Source organism: Thermostichus sp. MS-CIW-37 (assembly GCF_054060065.1).
On record NZ_JBSSCV010000002.1, the window covers coordinates 173,780 to 192,226 of the forward strand.

Annotated in this window: 17 protein-coding genes and 1 tRNA gene; 15 read left to right on the plus strand and 3 right to left on the minus strand. The window is 59.4% G+C overall.

Translation table 11 applies throughout. The features are described from left to right. Positions 1 to 48: 48 nt before the first annotated feature. From nifH to ACVWYZ_RS02000, 9 genes are all read left to right on the plus strand, one after another. Complete coding sequence (gene nifH, locus ACVWYZ_RS01960; protein WP_011430651.1) at positions 49 to 927, plus strand: nitrogenase iron protein; 879 nt, start codon at positions 49 to 51, stop codon at positions 925 to 927. Between the two features lie 95 nt (positions 928 to 1,022). After that, on the plus strand, positions 1,023 to 2,486 hold the full coding sequence (nifD, locus tag ACVWYZ_RS01965) for a nitrogenase molybdenum-iron protein alpha chain (protein WP_457465732.1): 1,464 nt from the start codon (positions 1,023 to 1,025) through the stop codon (positions 2,484 to 2,486). A gap of 65 nt (positions 2,487 to 2,551) precedes the next feature. After that, entirely contained in the window at positions 2,552 to 4,087 is a 1,536-nt protein-coding gene (gene nifK / locus ACVWYZ_RS01970) for a nitrogenase molybdenum-iron protein subunit beta (protein WP_414355676.1), read from the plus strand. Positions 4,088 to 4,340: 253 nt separating this feature from the next. Further along, the gene (nifV, locus tag ACVWYZ_RS01975) at positions 4,341 to 5,528 is read left to right on the plus strand and encodes a homocitrate synthase (protein WP_457465734.1); all 1,188 of its coding nucleotides are present in this window, start codon (positions 4,341 to 4,343) and stop codon (positions 5,526 to 5,528) included. Then, positions 5,518 to 5,667 (plus strand): hypothetical protein, encoded by a 150-nt coding sequence (locus ACVWYZ_RS01980; RefSeq protein ID WP_011432085.1) that lies wholly within the window; start codon positions 5,518 to 5,520, stop codon positions 5,665 to 5,667. Before nifV ends, ACVWYZ_RS01980 begins: the two co-directional genes overlap by 11 nt. Continuing rightward, a complete protein-coding gene (locus tag ACVWYZ_RS01985; protein WP_011430646.1) occupies positions 5,664 to 5,927 on the plus strand; it encodes a nitrogen fixation protein NifZ in 264 nt (87 codons plus the stop codon). Before ACVWYZ_RS01980 ends, ACVWYZ_RS01985 begins: the two co-directional genes overlap by 4 nt. Continuing rightward, positions 5,924 to 6,124, plus strand: coding sequence for a putative nitrogen fixation protein NifT (nifT, locus tag ACVWYZ_RS01990; RefSeq protein ID WP_011430645.1), 201 nt, complete (start codon positions 5,924 to 5,926; stop codon positions 6,122 to 6,124). Before ACVWYZ_RS01985 ends, nifT begins: the two co-directional genes overlap by 4 nt. A 98-nt stretch (positions 6,125 to 6,222) precedes the next feature. Continuing rightward, positions 6,223 to 7,479, plus strand: coding sequence for an L-lactate MFS transporter (locus ACVWYZ_RS01995; protein WP_457465772.1), 1,257 nt, complete (start codon positions 6,223 to 6,225; stop codon positions 7,477 to 7,479). A gap of 156 nt (positions 7,480 to 7,635) precedes the next feature. Further along, a tRNA-Leu gene (locus ACVWYZ_RS02000) sits at positions 7,636 to 7,719 on the plus strand. Here ACVWYZ_RS02000 and ACVWYZ_RS02005 read toward each other — a convergent pair. After that, the gene (locus ACVWYZ_RS02005) at positions 7,720 to 9,903 is read right to left on the minus strand and encodes a glycosyltransferase 61 family protein (RefSeq protein WP_457465736.1); all 2,184 of its coding nucleotides are present in this window, start codon (positions 9,901 to 9,903) and stop codon (positions 7,720 to 7,722) included. A 193-nt stretch (positions 9,904 to 10,096) separates the two neighbouring features. On the opposite strand from ACVWYZ_RS02005, the gene ACVWYZ_RS02010 reads away from it, so the two are divergent. Next, positions 10,097 to 12,790 carry a phycobilisome rod-core linker polypeptide gene (locus ACVWYZ_RS02010; protein WP_457465738.1) on the plus strand — a complete coding sequence of 898 codons (2,694 nt, stop codon included), beginning with the start codon at positions 10,097 to 10,099 and terminating at the stop codon, positions 12,788 to 12,790. 62 nt (positions 12,791 to 12,852) lie between these two features. Here ACVWYZ_RS02010 and ruvB read toward each other — a convergent pair whose 3' ends face one another. Next, positions 12,853 to 13,989: a Holliday junction branch migration DNA helicase RuvB gene (ruvB, locus tag ACVWYZ_RS02015; protein WP_414355682.1), complete on the minus strand. Its 1,137-nt coding sequence runs from the start codon at positions 13,987 to 13,989 to the stop codon at positions 12,853 to 12,855. A 140-nt stretch (positions 13,990 to 14,129) separates the two neighbouring features. Then, on the minus strand, positions 14,130 to 15,194 hold the full coding sequence (gene psbA, locus ACVWYZ_RS02020) for a photosystem II q(b) protein (RefSeq protein WP_414351839.1): 1,065 nt from the start codon (positions 15,192 to 15,194) through the stop codon (positions 14,130 to 14,132). Positions 15,195 to 15,296: 102 nt separating this feature from the next. Here psbA and tsaB point away from each other — a divergent pair, with 102 nt between their 5' ends. The 5 genes from tsaB (at position 15,297) to ACVWYZ_RS02045 (ending at position 18,397) form a co-directional block, all read left to right on the plus strand. Further along, a complete protein-coding gene (tsaB, locus tag ACVWYZ_RS02025; protein WP_414357897.1) occupies positions 15,297 to 16,004 on the plus strand; it encodes a tRNA (adenosine(37)-N6)-threonylcarbamoyltransferase complex dimerization subunit type 1 TsaB in 708 nt (235 codons plus the stop codon). A 36-nt stretch (positions 16,005 to 16,040) separates the two neighbouring features. Then, entirely contained in the window at positions 16,041 to 16,598 is a 558-nt protein-coding gene (gene efp / locus ACVWYZ_RS02030; protein WP_457465740.1) for an elongation factor P, read from the plus strand. A gap of 69 nt (positions 16,599 to 16,667) precedes the next feature. Beyond that, positions 16,668 to 17,144, plus strand: coding sequence for an acetyl-CoA carboxylase biotin carboxyl carrier protein (accB, locus tag ACVWYZ_RS02035; RefSeq protein WP_457465742.1), 477 nt, complete (start codon positions 16,668 to 16,670; stop codon positions 17,142 to 17,144). 170 nt (positions 17,145 to 17,314) lie between these two features. Beyond that, positions 17,315 to 17,743: a hypothetical protein gene (locus ACVWYZ_RS02040; protein WP_457465744.1), complete on the plus strand. Its 429-nt coding sequence runs from the start codon at positions 17,315 to 17,317 to the stop codon at positions 17,741 to 17,743. A gap of 24 nt (positions 17,744 to 17,767) precedes the next feature. Next, entirely contained in the window at positions 17,768 to 18,397 is a 630-nt protein-coding gene (locus ACVWYZ_RS02045; protein WP_457465746.1) for a hypothetical protein, read from the plus strand. Positions 18,398 to 18,447: the final 50 nt, after the last annotated feature.

The window sequence follows — 18,447 nt, forward strand, 5'->3', positions numbered from 1 at the left end:
AAGTCGCCCTCAAGTTTTTCCTCAAGTCTTCATTAGGAGAACTGAACCATGAGACAAATTGCATTCTACGGCAAAGGCGGTATCGGCAAATCCACCACCTGTCAGAATACCGTTGCCGGTATGGCCGAATTGGGACAGCGGATCATGATCGTCGGCTGCGACCCGAAGGCCGATTCCACCCGCCTCATGTTGCACTGCAAAGCCCAGACCACCGTCCTTCACCTGGCGGCTGAGCGGGGATCCGTAGAAGACGTGGAGCTGGAAGAAGTGGTTCTCACCGGCTACAGAGGGGTGCGCTGTGTGGAGTCTGGTGGCCCCGAGCCTGGCGTTGGCTGTGCCGGACGAGGCATCATCACCGCCATCAATTTCTTGGAAGAAAACGGTGCCTACGAGGATCTGGACTTTGTCTGCTACGACGTGCTGGGGGACGTGGTCTGCGGCGGTTTTGCCATGCCCATTCGGGAGGGCAAGGCCCAAGAGATCTACATTGTTTGCTCCGGCGAAATGATGGCCATGTATGCGGCCAACAACATCGCCCGCGGCGTGCTGAAATACGCCTACTCTGGCGGCGTGCGTTTGGGTGGCCTGATCTGCAACAGCCGCAAGGTGGATCGCGAGATCGAGCTGATCGAGGCTCTGGCCGAAAAGCTCAACACCAAGATGCTGCACTTCATCCCCCGCGACAATGTGGTTCAGCACGCAGAATTGCGCCGCATGACGGTGATCGAGTACTCCCCCGACTGCAACCAAGCTGACGAGTATCGGGCCTTGGCCAAAAAGATCATCAACAACACGGATCTGAGGATCCCCACCCCCATCTCTATGGATGAGCTGGAACAGTTGTTGATAGAGTTCGGCGTTTTGGACGACGACCAGAAAATCGCCCACCTCATCGGCAAAACCGAAAAAGAGCTGGCCCCTGTCTGATCCCCGAAAAGACGGGCTGGGGGTAGCTGGTTTCCTCCCTCAGCCCCCCTTCGCACTGTGGCTTTTATCCATGACACCCAATAGCTGAGGTTCTCATGACTACTCTGAAAAGTACCCTCAAAGAGGAAACCCGGAAAATCGTAACGGAGGTTCTGGAAACCTACCCCGAAAAAGCTCAGAAAAAGAGAGCTAAGCACCTCAACGTCTATGACGAGGGCAAAGCAGATTGCGGAGTAAAATCTAACATTAAATCCATCCCCGGCGTCATGACCACCCGCGGCTGTGCTTACGCCGGTTCCAAAGGAGTGGTGTGGGGGCCGGTCAAAGACATGATCCACCTCAGCCACGGCCCCGTGGGCTGCGGCTACTACTCCTGGTCGGGACGGCGCAATTACTACGTGGGAATCACCGGGGTGAACACCTTCGGCACCATGCAGTTCACCTCCGATTTTCAGGAGCGGGATGTGGTGTTCGGGGGGGACAAAAAACTGGCCAAACTCTTGGTGGAAGCCAGCGAACTCTTCCCCTTGGCCAAAGGCATTACCATCCAGTCCGAATGCCCCGTCGGCTTGATCGGGGATGACATCGAGGCAGTGGCCAAGAGAGTTTCCAAAGAAATTGGCAAGCCGGTGGTACCGGTGCGCTGCGAAGGCTTTCGGGGGGTCTCCCAGTCCCTGGGCCACCACATTGCTAACGATACGGTGCGGGACTGGGTTCTGCCCATTGCTGACAAGAAAGCGAAGGAGGGATCCCTCAACTTTGAGCCCGGCCCTTATGATGTGGCCCTGATTGGGGACTACAACATCGGCGGCGACGCTTGGTCTTCCCGGATTTTGCTGGAGGAGATGGGCCTGCGGGTAGTGACCCAGTTTTCCGGCGATGGCACCTGGAACGAGATGCTGCTTGCCCCTCGGGTGAAGCTGAATCTCATCCACTGCTACCGATCCATGAACTACATCTGCCGCCACATGGAGGAAGCCTACGGGATCCCCTGGCTGGAGTTCAATTTCTTTGGCCCTACCCAAATTGCCAAATCCCTGCGGGCCATCGCCCAGCGGTTCGACGAGACCATTCAGGCCAAGGCGGAGCAGGTGATCGCCAAGTACCAGCCCCAGAGCGAGGCTGTCATTGCCAAGTACCGTCCCCGCCTGGAGGGCAAGCGGGTGATGCTGATGGTGGGCGGACTGCGGCCCCGCCACGTCATCCCGGCCTTCCGGGAGCTGGGCATGGAGGTGATTGCCACCGGCTACGAATTCGGCCACGGCGACGACTACAAGCGCACCACCCAGTACATCGACGACGGCACCCTCATCTACGATGACGTGTCCGGCTACGAGTTTGAAGAATTTGCCAAGAGGTTGAAGCCAGATCTCATCGCCTCCGGCATCAAGGAGAAGTACGTCTTTCAAAAGATGGCTTTGCCCTTCCGCCAGATGCACTCTTGGGACTACTCCGGCCCCTACCACGGCTACGACGGCTTTGCCGTGTTCGCTCGCGATATGGATTTGGCTTTGAATAGCCCCACCTGGGATCTGGTCAAAGCCCCCTGGAAGTCTTAGCTTGCCGCCGGGATCCCAGACGCCAACGGCCCTTCCTTCCCCTGCCCCTCATTAGGAGACCGACCATGCCGCAAGATATCCAAGACATCAAAGATCATGCCCGCCTGTTTCAAGATCCGGAGTATCAGGCGCTTCTGCAGTGCAAGCAAACCTTTGAAGATCTCCCTTCCCCAGAAGAAGTGGCCCGGGTGGCCGAATGGACAAAATCTTGGGAATACCGGGAGAAAAACTTTCAGCGGGAAGCTTTGACGATAAACCCTGCCAAGGCTTGCCAGCCCTTAGGGGCCATCTTCGCCGCTGTCGGCTTTGAGGGAACTCTGCCCTTTGTCCATGGATCCCAGGGGTGTGTGGCCTATTTTCGCACCCATCTCACCCGCCACTTTAAGGAGCCCTTTTCGGCGGTCTCCACCTCGATGACGGAAGATGCGGCGGTGTTTGGCGGCCTCAAAAACCTAATCGAGGGACTGGAAAATGCCTACGCCCTCTACAAGCCCAAGATGATCGCCGTGTGCACCACCTGCATGGCGGAGGTGATCGGGGATGACCTGGGAGCCTTCATCACCACGGCCAGAAATGAGGGAGTTATTCCCCACAACTTCCCGGTGCCCTATGCCCACACGCCAAGCTTTGTGGGATCCCACATCACCGGCTACGACAACATGCTCAAGAGCATTCTCAGCACCCTCACCGAGCCGGTGGGCCGCACGGGTAGCAATGGCTACATCAACGTCATCCCCGGTTTCGATACCTACATGGGCAACTTGCGGGAGATCAAGCGCATCTTCGGCTTATTCGGGATCCCGCTGACCCTGCTGGCGGACAACTCCGACTATTTGGATTCGCCCAACGACGGCACTTTCCACATGTATCCCGGAGGAACCCCTTTGGAGGCGGCTGCCCAATGCCTCAACGCCGAGGCTACTTTTTCCTTCCAGCGCTACACCACGCCCAAGACCCTGGAGTTTCTAGCAGAGGCCTCGGGTCGGCCCACCCTGACGGCGCGGCCAGTGGGTATTCGGGGCACAGATGAGTTTTTGATGCAGCTATCCCAGTTAACGGGCAAGCCCATTCCCGCCGAGCTGGAGATCGAACGGGGCCGGGCGGTGGATGCTTTCACGGACTCCCAAGCGTGGATCCACGGCAAGCGGGTAGCCCTGTATGGGGATCCGGATCTGGTGATGGGCTTGCTCAGCCTGTTGCTGGAGCTGGGAGCGGAGCCGATCCATGTGGTGGTGACCAACAGCAACGAGGAGTTCGAAGCCGAGGCGCGGGCACTGCTGGCCTCCAGTCCCTATGGGCAGGGGGCAACCGTCTGGGGGGGCAAGGATCTCTGGCATCTGCGCTCTCTGATGTTCACCGAGCCGGTGGATCTGCTGATCGGCAATTCCTACGGCAAATACCTATGGCGGGATACGGGCACACCTTTGGTGCGCATCGGCTACCCCATCTTCGACCGCCACCACCTGCACCGCTACCCCACCTATGGCTATGTGGGGGCGCTCAACCTCCTTAACTGGATTGTCAACACCATTCTGGATGAGGCAGATCGGCGCAGCATCATCCCCGGCAAAACCGACATCTCCTTCGACTTAATTCGTTGATGGCCAGAGCAGCGGGATCCCAAAGGCCGGACTTTGTCGGACTTTGTCAAGGATCCCCTGCTCCAAAGACTCCACCCCGCTAAGAGGAACAGCCAAGCCTTACAGGAATCTGATGAATTCTGCGGCAACTTGGTTGAGCTTTCTACCCTGGACATGATTGCCCTGACGCAACCGGGGTCCCGCTAGCGGTGCGGAGCACCATCGACGGTTACCGATTGCCTTGTCAGGCCGTAGGCCTTGGAGGATGGATCCCATGAATTCCTCTGTTACCATCAACGACACCACCCTGCGCGATGGGGAGCAAGCAGCAGGGGTAGCCTTCCAAATCCCCGAGAAAATCTCCATTGCCGCCCTCTTGGATGCCATTGGCGTACCCGAAATTGAGGTGGGGATCCCGGCCATGGGCGCCGTGGAAACGGAAGCCATTCGCGCCATGCTCAGCCTGGGGCTGCGGGCCCACCTGCTGGGGTGGAACCGGGCTGTGCCCAGCGATATCCTCGCCTCTATTCGTTGCAGCCTCAAGCGGATCCACATCTCCGTGCCGGTCTCGGATCGGCAAATCGCTGCCAAGTTCCAAGGGGATCGCCCTCGGCTGCTGCGACAGTTGCGCCAATGCGTGGAGATGGCCTTGGAGCAAGGGCTGTGGGTCTCGGTGGGGGCAGAAGATGCCAGCCGCACCCCCCTGGAGCAGGTGATCGAGTTGGCCCAAATGGCCCAGAGCTGGGGCTGTCGGCGCTTCCGCTACTGCGATACGGTGGGCGTTTTGGATCCTTTTAGCACCTACAAGCAGATTCGCCGTCTGGTGCGGGCCATCGATATCCCTGTGGAGATGCATACCCACGACGACCTGGGCATGGCCACTGCCAATGCCTTGGCCGGAATCCGCGCCGGCGCTCAGTCGGTGAACACCACCGTCAACGGCCTGGGGGAACGAGCCGGCAACGCCCCCCTGGAAGAGGTGGTGATGGCTCTGCGCTGCACCTTGGGGATCGACGTTGGGGTGGATACCTGCCGTCTGCGGGAGCTGTCTCAACAGGTGGCGCGGGCCAGCGGTGCTCCCCTCCCCCCCTGGAAGGCCATCGTCGGTGACAACGCCTTTGCCCACGAGTCGGGCATTCATGCGGCGGGAGTGCTACGGGATCCCCAGACCTATGAGCCTTTCCCGCCAGAGGCGGTAGGCAGCCAGCGGCGGCTGGTGTTGGGCAAACACTCCGGCAGGCATTTGCTGCTCCAGATCCTCAAGGAACACGGGATCCCTGTCGAGCAGATCCCACCTGGCCAACTGGAAAAGCTCCTGGAACAGGTGCGGCAGCACGTCACCCACTGCAAGCATCCGATCCCACCGGCGGAACTGGCCCGTTATTGCCGCGCAACGCTGACGCAATGGGCGCAACACACTCCAGAACCCATCCCAGAGGAGAGCCATCCCGATGTTGTCTAACCGCTTGTCCGGAAAGGAAACTTCCAAATCTCAGGCCATTTTGGCAGCCGTGTCTCGACGGGCGCGCCAAGTAGGCCGCAGCCTAACCCGCCAAGAGCTTTGTCAGGTGCTGGCAGAAATCACAGGAGGTACCCCATGAGCGACGAACTGGAGCTGGATCGCCCTCCCCAATTTGAGCTGGGCGACAAAGTCCGCATCCGTAAGGTCATCCGCAACGATGGCACCTTCTTCGGCCAGCCGGTGGGAAAAATCTTAGCCGTTCCCGGCGACGAAGGCTATGTCATCTCCATTGGCACCTTTCTACAACGGTTTTACGTCTATGCCGTCCACTGCTTGGCCAAAGGCTTGGTGGTGGGGTGCCGTGCCCAAGAGCTGGAACTTGTGGAGAAAGGGCTATGAAAGTCATCCTGCACGAAAGTGCCTACGGGCATTTGATGGTCTACGTTCCCAAAAAAGATCTGGAAGAATCGGTTGTGGCCACCCGTTCAGAGGCCGGGGAAACCATTTTCACCTTGAGCAACGGTTGGGAATTGTCCATCCCGGAGCTGCCGGAGCCTTTGTCTCTGCCCAAGACAGTAGAGGCCAAACGCCTCTAGCCAACGGTTGGCTGAACAATTCAAGCAATTCTATTCCTATCGGCTCATCCTCGAAAGGGCTGAGAGAATGGGTTGAACTCAGCTCTAACAAGCTCCAAATACCCATGAAAAGGGTTGGATCCCCCATTACTTTGTATAGACAACCAGCCTATGGAGGGAGATGGCTTTTTATCCTCCTGGGGCTCCTGGTTCTTCTTTGCCTGGGAACCGTCTATTCCTGGAGCATTTTCCGCAAGCCTCTGGAAACAGAGCTGGGGATCGGGGCCAGTGAGAGCCTGCTGCCCTACACCGTTGCCCTCGTGTTCTACGCTACCCTCATGCCCATCACAGGGTTTGTCATCCCCCGCTGGGGATCCCGCCGAGTACTGGCTCTGGGGGGCAGCTTGGTGGGCCTGGGCTATGGGCTGGCCAGCTTCGCCCCCTCCATTGGGTGGATTGCCCTCTGCTATGGGGTGATTGCCGGTAGCGGAGTAGGGGTTGCCTATGGGGTGCCGATGGCCGTGGCAGCCCGTTGGTTTCCCGATTGCAAGGGATTGGCGGTGGGATCCACCATTGTCGGCTTTGGCCTATCTCCCCTGCTCACTGCTCCCCTGGCCAACTGCTTGATCGAGGCACTGGGGGCTCGGCCTACGCTGCTGATTTTGGGGATCCTCTTTGCAGCGGTGATCTTGGGGATCGCAACCCAACTGAGATTTCCTCCCCCCGATTGGATCCCTTCCTCACCTTTTCCAAGAAAATCCACGAATGGCCCAGATCGCTCTCCGTTGACTTCTCGGCGCTCTCTCCCTCTGCTGAGGAACCCCTCCTTCTATGGCCTGTGGATCTGCTATGCCATCGGCACCCTGGTTGGTTTAAGCGCCATTGGGATTTCTGGTCCTGTGGGGGAAGAGCTGATCGGCCTGGATCCCCCTGCGGCTGCCAACAGCGTGGCTCTCTTCGCCATTTTCAACGGGATCAGCCGTCCTCTGTTTGGCTGGTTGGCCGATCGCTTACATCCCCATCAGGTCACTACGGGATCCTACGGGCTCATCCTGCTGGCCTGTGGGCTAATGCTCCTGCCTCCCCAGGGATCCCTTCTGGGCTATTGGGTAGCCTTTTCCTTGCTTTGGTTTTGCCTGGGGGGGTGGCTGGCCATGGCTCCCGCCCTGACCCTGCGCTTGTTTGATCCCGAACGCTACGCCCAGAACTACGGCATCGTGTTTACCGCCTATGGAGTTGGGGCCTTGGTGGGAACGATGATCGCGGGGCAAATTCGCGATAGGCTGGGCAGCTATAGCTATACCTTTTATGGGATGGCCGCCTTGGCGGTGGTGGGGATCTGGGTGGCCAACGTTTTTTTGAAAGAGAAGTTGTAGGAGCTTCAAGCCAGCGGGCACAGCAGGGATCCCATCAGCAGGGGCAGCAATCCCCTACTTCATACCCTCCACTGCAGGGCTGGGTGAACCAACTTAAAGACTTGCCCCCCCAAGGCAAGCAGTTTGGTAGAGTAGTACGGCTATTGCCGACAGATTGGGATCGTGGCGGAATGGTAGACGCTACGGACTTAAAATCCGTTGTTCCTCAAGAACGTGAGGGTTCGAGTCCCTCCGATCCCATCATCCCTTGATCCCTGTCTGTTCCAGCACATTCAGCAAGTCCGGGATCCGAACCCAGGCATCTTCTCGATCCAAATCGGGGCTGGAAAGAAGAGCCACCAAAGCCGGATCGCAAACAGGCGCCACCAAGGGGAAATACCTTAACCCTGCCACCTGAGCAATACTCCAAAAATAGGGAAGCACTGCATTGCTGGGCAAGATCTCGATGACGGTGGTGCCGGGTGGACAAAAGGCGAGGTTGGTTAGGCCCGCCCCGTGGATCCCGATCACCGCCTCTGCCCCCTGCATCAGGGCTATTTGCTCGGGAAGAGAAAGGGTTTCCATTTGCACCGGTGCAAATCCCCAGGGGCGCAAGCAGGCCAGCACCTCCGCTTCGTTGATCACCCGCCGCCAGCGGGCAGACCGACGGCTGATGTAAATCCGCCGCGGCTGCAGGGGGTCGATGGAGAAACTCGGCTGGGCCAGTTGCCGCAGCACCTCCAATCCCCTAGGCGTCAAGCACCCCACCGGAGCGCCTGCCGAGGGCACGATCAGGTTTTGGGCTTGCAGATGGGATCCCCCCAACTGCTCAAAGCTGAGGATGCGCTCGGCTGGGATCCCCAAAGCAGCCAAGCTCTGCACCTGAAAGGGCTTTCTTTGATACCCGTGGATCAAGATGGGGATGTCCTTTTCCAGGGCGCCCGACCGCTGCAGGATATCGAGGGCCGGCAGAATATCCACCATCCAGTGAAAGTAATTAACTGCCCCCAAGGGCAAAAGGGCAACGGGGCCATCCAGTGGGATCGGCGGGGGAAGATGGGGCAAGCCCAGCAGGGGGTGGTGTCGCAGGTGATCTGGCCTGTAGTCCCAGTCGAGGAACTCCGGCGGCGGCAAGCTCAGGGATAGATCGGCGAGCAATTCTCCCCGGCGGGTGAGCACCCCGCTGGCAAAGCTGGCGTAGAGGTGGCGGGGATAGTGGCCCACGTGGACGGATCCTCGGGGGATCTGGGCGACAAAGGTCTCTGCCAAGGGGATGCGCTGCGGGCGCAACTTTTGCAAAATGGCGGGATCAGCGGCAGGGGGCGCTTTTAGACAGAGAACCCCCCCTGGATCCAGCAGTTGGTAGTCCCCTTCGCCCGTGGCCTGATGCCACTGTCGGGTGGTGAGGTAGCCTTGGGTTGGCACTGGCCAGAAGTCGGTTGTAGGGGGGGTGTTCTGGGAAAAAGAGTCCGCTTGAAGGGCAACGCCTTCTGGAGCCCAACGCTGCCGCCAAGCCGAGTACAGCAGGCAATCGGGGCCCTCCCCTCTGCATGCCTGCTCCAGTCCAGACCGCAGAGGGCTTTCTCTGCCACTGCCCTCGCACCACGCCTGCACCCAATTCCGTTCCGCTGCCACCGCTCGGCAAACCTTCTCCCAAGCCGCCTCAGGGTGAGCCAACCGCACTTCCGCTTCCGCCCAGTAGCTGTAGAGCTGCGCTGTCCCGGTGCCCCGCGCCTCAGCCGCCTGGAAACACCCCACAGCCTGAACTGGATCCTGCAGATCCAGCCACGCCAGGCCCATCTGTACCCAGGGATCCCCCCACTCAGGGCGCAGCCGCGCAGCCTCCTGCAGAGGGGAAATCGCCTCTCGCAAACGGCCCAGCTTCATCAGGGCCAAGCCCCAGCGCCAAAAACTCTCTGCCGCCGTCGGATCCTGCTGGCAAGCCCGCTCAAACCACTCCGCTGCCGCAGCCCACAGCCGGCTCCGCTCTTGGGTCAGGCCAATGCGGTGAGCAGCCAAAGCCTGGCCAGAAGACAGCTCCAGCTGTCCATCCCCCAACTCCAGAAGCTGCCGATACAGAGCTGCTGCCTGCGGCCAATGGCCCTTCTCCCACAGGCTTTCCGCCAAAGCCTGCAAGCTCCTCAGCAGGTGGTAAGCGGCCTCGGATTCGGCCACGCCCTCTGCATGCAGCATTGCCAAGCCCTCTTGCCACGCAAGCTGCCCCTCCAGTTCCCGACCCAGCAGGAGATAGGCAGATCCCAGATCCCAATACAGCTCTGGAGACAGGGATCCCTGCTCGAGCCGCTGCTGCAAGACCTGAATGACGTGCTCGTAATGCCCCTGCTCCCAATCCTCAAGGAGAAAAGCAGAAGACAACAGATGGGGGGGTAGAGCTGGGTTGGGAGCCATGTCTTTGTGGATGAGAAACAGTGTTACAAACTGCAACAATCCTCCCCCTCTGGGCCCATGCCCCTAGTATTCTAGGCTTGGCCTCCCATTCAGGGATCGGACAGCGATCCTTCTCAGCTCAAAGAGGGATACTTGTCCGGTCGCGGGTCAGCCTCTTCATCCCCTTCGATGGCACTGTCCTCGGCCTTTGTCGGCAGTTTTTTCGATCAAAACGGAGTTTAAGAGATCGATGGGTATCAACGTATCCGCTGGCGCAGTCGTTTCCAGCCCCCGTCTGTACCAAACCGTGCCTGTATCGACCATCTCCCAAGCGGAACAGCAGGATCGCTATCTGGGACGCACCGAGTTGGATCGCCTCGAGGATTTTTTCTCCAGCGGCCTGAAACGGCTGGACATTGCCCAGGTGATTGCAGCCAACTCCGAAATCATCGTCAGTCGCGCCGCCAACCGCATCTTCACGGGGGGCTCGCCCATGGCCTATCTGGAGCGGCCCGAAGTTACTCAAGATGAGAAGGAAGCCTTCAAGCTGGGCACTGCCTTCTATGTGGAATCCACCGGCGGATTCATCGAGGCCATCCGCAACATCTTCAGCGCCAGCGGCGTGGAGATTCCCCCCAACTTCCGCCCCATCAACATCTCCCGCTACGGGGCTGCCAACATGCGCAAATCGCTGCGGGATCTGAGCTGGTTTTTGCGCTACGTCACCTACGCTTTGGTGGCCGGGGATCCCAGTATCATCGCCGTCAACACCCGCGGCCTGCGGGAGATCATCGAAAACGCCTGCTCCGCCGAGGCCACCATTGTCGCCATTCAAGAGATGAAACGGGCGGCGGCTGGCTACTTCCGCAAAGATGCCGAAGCAGTTGCCATCATCAACCAATATTTCGATGTTTTGCTGAGCGAGTTCATCGCCCCCGCCCCTTCCGACAAGCTGCGGCAGCGCAATGCCAGCACCGCCGACGGGATCCCTCTGCAAGGGCTGCAGCTACCCCAGATCTACAACTTGGCTGCCGAGAAAGTTCCCGTTTTTGCCATGAAGCCGGGGCTGTCCAACGCCGAGAAGGAAGAAGTCATCAAGGCCGCCTATCGACAGGTGTTTGAGCGGGATATCCGCCGCGCCTACGGCCTCAAGCTTTCCGACCTGGAGTCGAAGGTGAAAAACGGCGAGATCTCCATGAAGGAGTTCATTCGCCGCCTGGGCAAATCGGAGCTGTATCGCAAGCAGTTCTACGAGCCTTACATCAACAGCCGCGTTGTGGAGCTGGCCTTCCGCCACTTCCTGGGGCGGGCTCCCGAAACCCGCGAGGAAGTGCAGACCTACTTCTCCATCGTCTCCAGCAAGGGTCTGGCTGGCCTGGTGGACGCGCTGGTGGATAGCCGCGAGTACGGGGACTACTTCGGCGAAGAGACGGTACCCTACCTGCGCAAGCTGGGGGTAGAAGCGCAAACCAGCGCCAACTGGGGGGCCAAATTCGACCTCTACAACTACGCTGCCCCCCGCCGCAAGGTGCCCCAGTTCATTACCCTCTTTGCCCGCTACAACCGGCCTCTGCCGGATCAGCATGCCTATGGCTCCGGCAACGACCCGCTGGAGATCCAATTTGGGGCCATCTTCCCCAAGGAAACCCGTTCCCTCAGCGCCCGCCCTGCTCCCTTCAACAAAGATGTCAAGCGCATCCTCATCCGGCGCGGCTTTGCCCTGACCAACGAGCGCACCAATCCCAGAGCAGCAGGGGATCCCGGCAGCCTTGGCCCGAAGGTTTTCAAGCTCACCCAGACTCCGGGAGATCGCAGCCGACGGCTGGGGGTGCGGGCCGGCATTGTTGGCAGCGAGGGATCCACCCAGGCGGTGATCCGCGCCTGCTACCAACAGGTATACGGCTATGTGCCCTACGAAGGCCAACGGCTGACCCGCTGGGAGATCAAGCTGGAGTCGGGGGAAATTCCCGTCAAAGAGTTTGTGCGCCAACTGGCCAAGTCGGATCTCTTCCGCAACAAGTACTGGTCCAGCTTGTATGTCTGCAAAGCCATCGAGTTCATCCACCGCAAGCTACTGGGCCGACCCACCTACGGACGGCAAGAGATGAACCGCCTATTTGACATCGCCTCCAAGCAGGGGTTCTACGCGGTGGTGGATGCCATCTTGGACGGCGAGGAGTACCAGCGGGTCTTCGGGGAAGATATCGTGCCCTACGAGCGCTACCTCACCCCCGGCGGCCTGGCGCTGCGGCGGATGCGCCCCGGCTCCACCGACATGGCAGTGACCAAGCCCATTCGCACCGACGAGGACATTCCGCTATTTGTCAAGTTGGGCCAGCCCCAGGACATGCCTTCCGGCGAGCTGGAAATCCAGCGGCGGGCTCAGCAGGGGGTGCCCAAGGTACGCCAAGAGATCCCCATCTTCAAGCTCACCAGCCTGGCCAACAAAGCGGAAGTGAACAACCTCATCCGCGCCGCCTATCGGCAGGTCTTCGAGCGGGATATGGACATCTACAACATCAGTGCCGAGCTCAGCTCCGCCGAGTCCAAGCTGCGCAACGGCGAGATCACCGTCAAGGAGTTCATCGAGGCGCTGGGGTGTTCAGAGCTGTACCGCTCCGAGTTCTATGCCCCCTATCCCAACACCAAGGTGATCGAGCTGGGCACCAAGCACTTTCTGGGCCGTGCGCCCCTCAATCAGCAGGAGATCCGCAAGTACAACCAGATCTTGGCCACCCAGGGGGTGAAAGCCTTTGTGCGCGCCCTGCTGAACACCCAGGAGTATCGGGATCTCTTCGGCGAGGACACGGTGCCCTATCGCCGCTTCCCCACCTTGCCGGCGGCCAACTTCCCCAACACCCAGGAGCTGTACGGTCGCCTTACCAAGCAAAACCGCGAGCTGGTGGTGCCCAGCTTCAGCCCTGTGGGCAATGACCGTAGCTAGATGGGGCTCTCAACTGCTCTCTTTCTTGTGAGAGAGGGGTCGGGGGTGAGGGGAGAGACGAGTTAGCTCCACAAAGGCAGAGGAGACTGGGCTTCATAGCCCAGATGCCGTAGCGCAGCAGGGGTAACCACTCGACCCCGGGGCGTGCGCTGCAGGTAGCCGATCTGCAGCAGATAAGGCTCATACACTTCTTCAATGGTTTGGGGATCCTCACCCGTCACCGCGGCCATCGTCTCCAAGCCCACTGGCCCTCCACCGAACTGCTCCACCAGCACCGTCAGCAGCTTGCGATCTGTCCAATCCAGCCCCATAGGATCCACCTGGAACAGCTCCAGAGCGGCTGCTGCCACTTCTCGGCTAATGTGGCCGTCCCCTCGCACCTGGGCGTAATCTCGCACCCGCTTGAACAGGCGGTTGGCAATGCGGGGTGTGCCCCGAGAACGGCGGGCGATCTCTGCAGCCCCTTCTGGATCGGTGGAGACATTTAAGAGGCGAGCCGTGCGCAGCACGATCTGCACCAGCTCGTGAGGCTCGTAAAAGCGCAGCCGTTGCACATGGCCAAAGCGATCCCGCAGCGGAGAAGTGAGGGCGCCAATGCGGGTTGTGGCCCCGATGAGGGTAAAGCGTTCCAAGGGCAGAGAGGTGATGCGGGCAGAGCGACCTTTGCCAATGGTGATATCAAGACGAAAATCCTCCATCGCCGGATAGAGCAATTCTTCTGTAACCTTGGGCAGGCGGTGGATCTCGTCAATAAACAACACATCCCCCCGCTTCAAGCGCACCAAATACCCGGCAATGTCGCGGGGACTCTCCAAAGCCGGCGCGGTGGTCATGTAGAACTGGGATCCCATTTCTGCCGCCAGCACTGCTGCCACCGTGGTTTTGCCTAGACCAGGCGGGCCGTAGAACAGCAGGTGATCCAAGGGCTCTTGGCGAGCGCGGGCCGCTGCAATGGCAATGGAAAGCACTTCTTTAAGTTCCGTCTGGCCGATGTATTCCGCCAGAGTGCGCGGGCGAAGCGATTCTTCCTGGGCTTCACCGAGGTGGGCTTGCGGCTGCAACAGGGCAGAGGGATCCGCTTCCCTTTCCCCGGCAAGGCTCAACTCCTCGCTTTCTTTTCTCCAGGCTGAAGACTTTTGCTGCCGCCGCTTGGGGCTCTCAGCGTTCTGGCCTGCATCTCGAGAAGAAATAATTGCCATGTTCCTAAGTCACAGAGGCAATGGCCCCAATTTAACCCCAGAAAAGCTCTGGGAAAGATCACCCCAGCAAAGAGAACAAAAAAATCCCCCAGACCAAGCCGGGGGATCCACCAATGCTGTTGAAGCGTCAGGTCAGGCCATCAGCCACGCACCGCAGGCGCTACCTCCACCGCCGCCAAGTCCAGCGGGAAGTTGTGCGCATTCCGCTCGTGCATCACTTCCATCCCCAGGTTGGCACGGTTCAACACGTCTGCCCAGGTCCCCACTACTCGACCGTTGCTGTCCACAATCGATTGGTTGAAGTTGAACCCGTTCAGGTTGAACGCCATAATGCTGATCCCCAGCGCCGTAAACCAGATCCCCACCACCGGCCACGCCGCCAGGAAAAAGTGCAGGCTCCGGCTGTTGTTGAACGACGCATACTGGAAAATCAACCGGCCAAAATACCCGTGCGCCGCCACAATGTTGTAGGTCTCTTCCTCTTGCCCAAACTTGTACCCCAGGTTCTGGGACTCCTCTTCCGAGGTCTCCCGAATCAGGGTGGAGGTCACCAGCGACCCGTGCATGGCGCTAAACAACGCCCCACCAAACACGCCGGCCACCCCCAACTGGTGGAACGGGTGCATCAGGATGTTGTGCTCCGCTTGAAACACCAGCATGAAGTTGAAGGTGCCCGAAATCCCCAAGGGCATCCCGTCCGAAAACGACCCCTGCCCAATCGGGTAAATCAAAAACACTGCTGTGGCCGCTGCCACCGGCGCCGAGTAGGCCACCGCAATCCAGGGACGCATCCCCAGCCGGTAGCTCAGCTCCCACTCCCGGCCCATGTAGCAGAACACCCCAATCAAAAAGTGCAGCACAATCAGTTGGTAGGGGCCGCCGTTGTACAGCCACTCATCCAGTGAGGCGGCTTCCCAAATCGGGTAAAAGTGCAGGCCAATGGCTGCCGAAGAGGGCACTACAGCCCCAGAAATGATGTTGTTCCCGTACAGCAAGGAACCGGAAACGGGCTCGCGGATGCCGTCGATGTCCACCGGCGGAGCCCCGATGAAGGCGATGATGAAGCAGGTGGTGGCAGTCAGGAGGGTGGGAATCATCAGCACCCCGAACCAGCCGATGTAAAGGCGGTTGTCGGTGGAGGTGACCCACTCGCAGAACTGCTCCCACACGTTGCTGGTTGAGCGACGTTGGATAACAGTAGTCATGAGGACAAACTTCCCTAAGGAAGCGCGAAGATTGACAACCTAACCTTAAAACATCCGTTAAGTTTCGTCAACCACCCAATACAAAAAGGAGGGAGAAAGATCGTGTCCGCCCCTCGGTGGATGTTAGGGATCCACACCACCACACCCGTTTTGGGCCTGGCCCTGCTGCCGTTGGAGCCGGGGCTGGGAGAACCCCGCAGCCAGAGCTGGTGGCTGGATCGGGAGATGGCAGCGCAGTTGCACCCCTGCTTGAGAGACTTCTTGGCCCGTCAGGCTTGGTCACAGGTAGCCGGGATCGCTGTGGCTTTGGGGCCGGGCAGCTTTACGGGCAGCCGTTTGGGGGTGAGTGTAGCCCGCCTGCTGGGCCAGCAACTGCGCATCCCCGTGTTCGGCTACTCGGCTTTGGCCGTCCTAGCCCGCCATGTGTGGATCTGGCAGGGATCCCCGGCACAGCCCTTGACGGTGGCGGTGCAGATGGACGCCAAACGAGAAGAGTGGTATGGCGGCGTGTATCGGGTGACAGAAGAGGGTGTCGCTGCAGAAGTGGCCGATCGGCTCTGGGAGGAAGAGGCTTGGCAGGCAACTCTCCGACAGTGGCCGCAAGCTCTATCCGTGAATGCCGCCGATTTTGTGGATCCTGCACCTGTGGTGGCGTTGGCAGAATTGGCCCGCGCCGATTTTCGGGCTGGGTTGCGCCCTCAGTGGCAGGAGGTGCTGCCCCTCTACGGTCGCCAGCCCCCGATTGATCTCAGAGGGCTGAATCGGACTCCGCCTCCCCAGCGCGAACGGAGTGCCCCATCGTCACGGTAAGATTGGGAAGTCTAAGCAACGGATCCCTCTGCTGACATGATCTCAAGCAACGATTTGCGCCCTGGCGTCTCTGTAGAAATTGATGGAGCTCCCTACAAGGTGATCGAGTTCCAGCATGTGAAACCCGGCAAGGGGGCAGCCTTTGTGCGCACTAAGCTCAAAAACATGCAGACTGGCAACGTTGTGGAGAAAACCTTCCGCGCCGGTGAAACCCTGCCCGCAGCCACCATCGAAAAAGTCGAGATGCAGTATCTCTACGCGGAAGGGGACAACTTGGTGTTTATGGACATGGAGACCTATGAGCAGGCTCCAATTACCGCCGCCCAAATTGGCTCCGCCGTGAAATATCTGAAAGAAAACATGCAAGTGTCAATCCTGCGCTGGAATGGGCAGGTGATCGATGTGGAGCTGCCCAACACCGTTGTTCTGGAAGTGGTGGAAACAGATCCAGGGGTGAAAGGAGATACCGCCACTGGGGGAACCAAGCCGGCCAAGCTGGAGACCGGTGCCGAGATCCAGGTGCCTTTGTTCATCAAGGTTGGAGAACGGATTCGGGTCGATACCCGCACCGACACCTATCTGGGCCGGGAGTGAGTTCTCCCTCTCCTTTTCGGTTATGGATTTCTGTTGTGGACAGGTGATGCATCAGGAGTGAACCTTCCCTTGGATGTTGTCAATTGGCAGGAAATTCGTCTTCTCCTGGCCGCTCTGCAAGAGAGCGATGTTACCGAGCTAACTCTGGAGTTCAAAGATTTTCGCCTCACCTTGCGCAAAGGGATCCCGGCTGAGCTTTCCCCCACCCCCACCAGTCCGGCTGCTGTCTCCCCCGCACCTCCCCCTCCCACTCCTGCAGAAGCGCCCCCTCCTCCCACTGCTCCCAAATCCACCCCCAGCCATTGGATAGACGTGACGTCACCAATGGTGGGCACTTTCTACAGCGCCCCAGCTCCAGATGAACCTGACTTTGTGCGGGTTGGCCAACGGGTGAACAAGGGCCAAACCCTGTGCATCATCGAGGCCATGAAGCTGATGAACGAGATCGAGGCCGAAGCGGCAGGCGTGGTGACCGAGATTTTGGTGAGCAATGGGCAATCGGTGGAGTTTGGGCAGGTGTTGATGCGGTTGGATCCCACGGGTTAGTGGGCAAGGGAGAAGCCGGATTTTGGCGACCCAATTTCCTTTGCCTTGCCGGTGCAGCGCTCCCGAGAGGGGCCAGGTGAGCTTGACTTCTCTCTCAAGCAGGAAGAAAGTGAGTTGGCTTTAGAGCCAACATTGATGTCTGTCAGTTACAGCAAGAGCACGAGGCCCAAATGGCGCGGCTTTCCGGCTATGTTCCCCCAGAGCAGGTGGAAAGCTTACAGGTGCAGCTACAACAACTGCAAGCGGAAATGGCGCGGCTGATGGCAGCCAACCGTGACTACGAAGCGCACATTGCCCAACTGGAGGAGCAACTACAGCAGAGCCAAGCCCTGATCCTTCAGCTCAGGACAAAACAGGCCGAAGCCGACCAGCGCATTGTCCAACTGGAGGGATCCCTGCAAGCCCGCCAAGAAGCCTTGGAGCAAGCTCAACAACAACTGAAAACCACGGGATCCCGCCTCAGCGCCCTTCAACAGCAGCAGGCCAACTTGACGGTGGAACTGCGAGACGCGCGAGAGCTGCTGGCGGCCTATCGGCAGAGCCTGGAGTCCCTGCAAGAGAATCTCAAGATTGAGCAGAAAAGTGCTCCGCACCGCTAACGCGATCGCAACCGTCTGCTGCAGGTGAGTTACGAACAGCAAAAGCTGATCGCCGAGGCAGCGCAGGCTCAGTTGAGAGCAGCCAACTTCTCTGGCTCAACCGCCAAAGATGGGCCAGCACGCTTGCGTGAGCGAAACGCAGTCCTTACAGGGAGACCGGAGGAACCCGAGACCGACGCCGACACTCCTGAGGATACGCCGACGGATCCCTTGTTGGCAGAACTCACCCCATGGGCCAGGCATCTGTTCCAAAACTTACAGGCGGCGGGCCTGCTGGATCGGCCCCAGATCCAAGATATTCTCAGCCGCTGGCAACAATCAGGGGGCAAGCTGACTGCGGTCATCGGCGAGTGTACCGGCCTGAAGGCAACCACGGTCGCGTTAGCGGTGCGGTTCCCGGTAGGGTGCCGGAGGCATAGCACTTTCAAGTTCTTTGCCGATGGGGGGTATTCTGCCCGTTTGTCGGGGTGCCGCATGGTGGGAGAGTTTCTCAGGGCTGCCGACTTGTTGGCTGCTGAAGTGCTGGAGTCCTTGCCGCCGATGGATGAATCTTCGCCCCACTGGGGGGATCCCTTGGTGGAGCGGGGGTTATTGCGACCGGAGACGCTGCAGTATTTTCGCAAACATTTTCTGCCAGCTTCTGCCAACGGTTGACCAAAAAAACTGGGTTTAGCGCTCCGCCCTTGAGGGCGGCTTTGTGTTAT

Bases quoted from the DNA above. Each gene is read 5' to 3' on its own strand.
- nifH (WP_011430651.1), top strand. From the start codon at position 49: ATGAGACAAATTGCATTCTACGGCAAAGGCGGTATCGGCAAATCCACC.
- nifD (WP_457465732.1), top strand. From the start codon at position 1,023: ATGACTACTCTGAAAAGTACCCTCAAAGAGGAAACCCGGAAAATCGTA.
- nifK (WP_414355676.1), top strand. From the start codon at position 2,552: ATGCCGCAAGATATCCAAGACATCAAAGATCATGCCCGCCTGTTTCAA.
- nifV (WP_457465734.1), top strand. From the start codon at position 4,341: ATGAATTCCTCTGTTACCATCAACGACACCACCCTGCGCGATGGGGAG.
- ACVWYZ_RS01980 (WP_011432085.1), top strand. From the start codon at position 5,518: ATGTTGTCTAACCGCTTGTCCGGAAAGGAAACTTCCAAATCTCAGGCC.
- ACVWYZ_RS01985 (WP_011430646.1), top strand. From the start codon at position 5,664: ATGAGCGACGAACTGGAGCTGGATCGCCCTCCCCAATTTGAGCTGGGC.
- nifT (WP_011430645.1), top strand. From the start codon at position 5,924: ATGAAAGTCATCCTGCACGAAAGTGCCTACGGGCATTTGATGGTCTAC.
- ACVWYZ_RS02010 (WP_457465738.1), top strand. From the start codon at position 10,097: ATGGGTATCAACGTATCCGCTGGCGCAGTCGTTTCCAGCCCCCGTCTG.
- ruvB (WP_414355682.1), bottom strand. From the start codon at position 13,989: ATGGCAATTATTTCTTCTCGAGATGCAGGCCAGAACGCTGAGAGCCCC.
- psbA (WP_414351839.1), bottom strand. From the start codon at position 15,194: ATGACTACTGTTATCCAACGTCGCTCAACCAGCAACGTGTGGGAGCAG.
- efp (WP_457465740.1), top strand. From the start codon at position 16,041: ATGATCTCAAGCAACGATTTGCGCCCTGGCGTCTCTGTAGAAATTGAT.
- ACVWYZ_RS02040 (WP_457465744.1), top strand. From the start codon at position 17,315: ATGGCGCGGCTTTCCGGCTATGTTCCCCCAGAGCAGGTGGAAAGCTTA.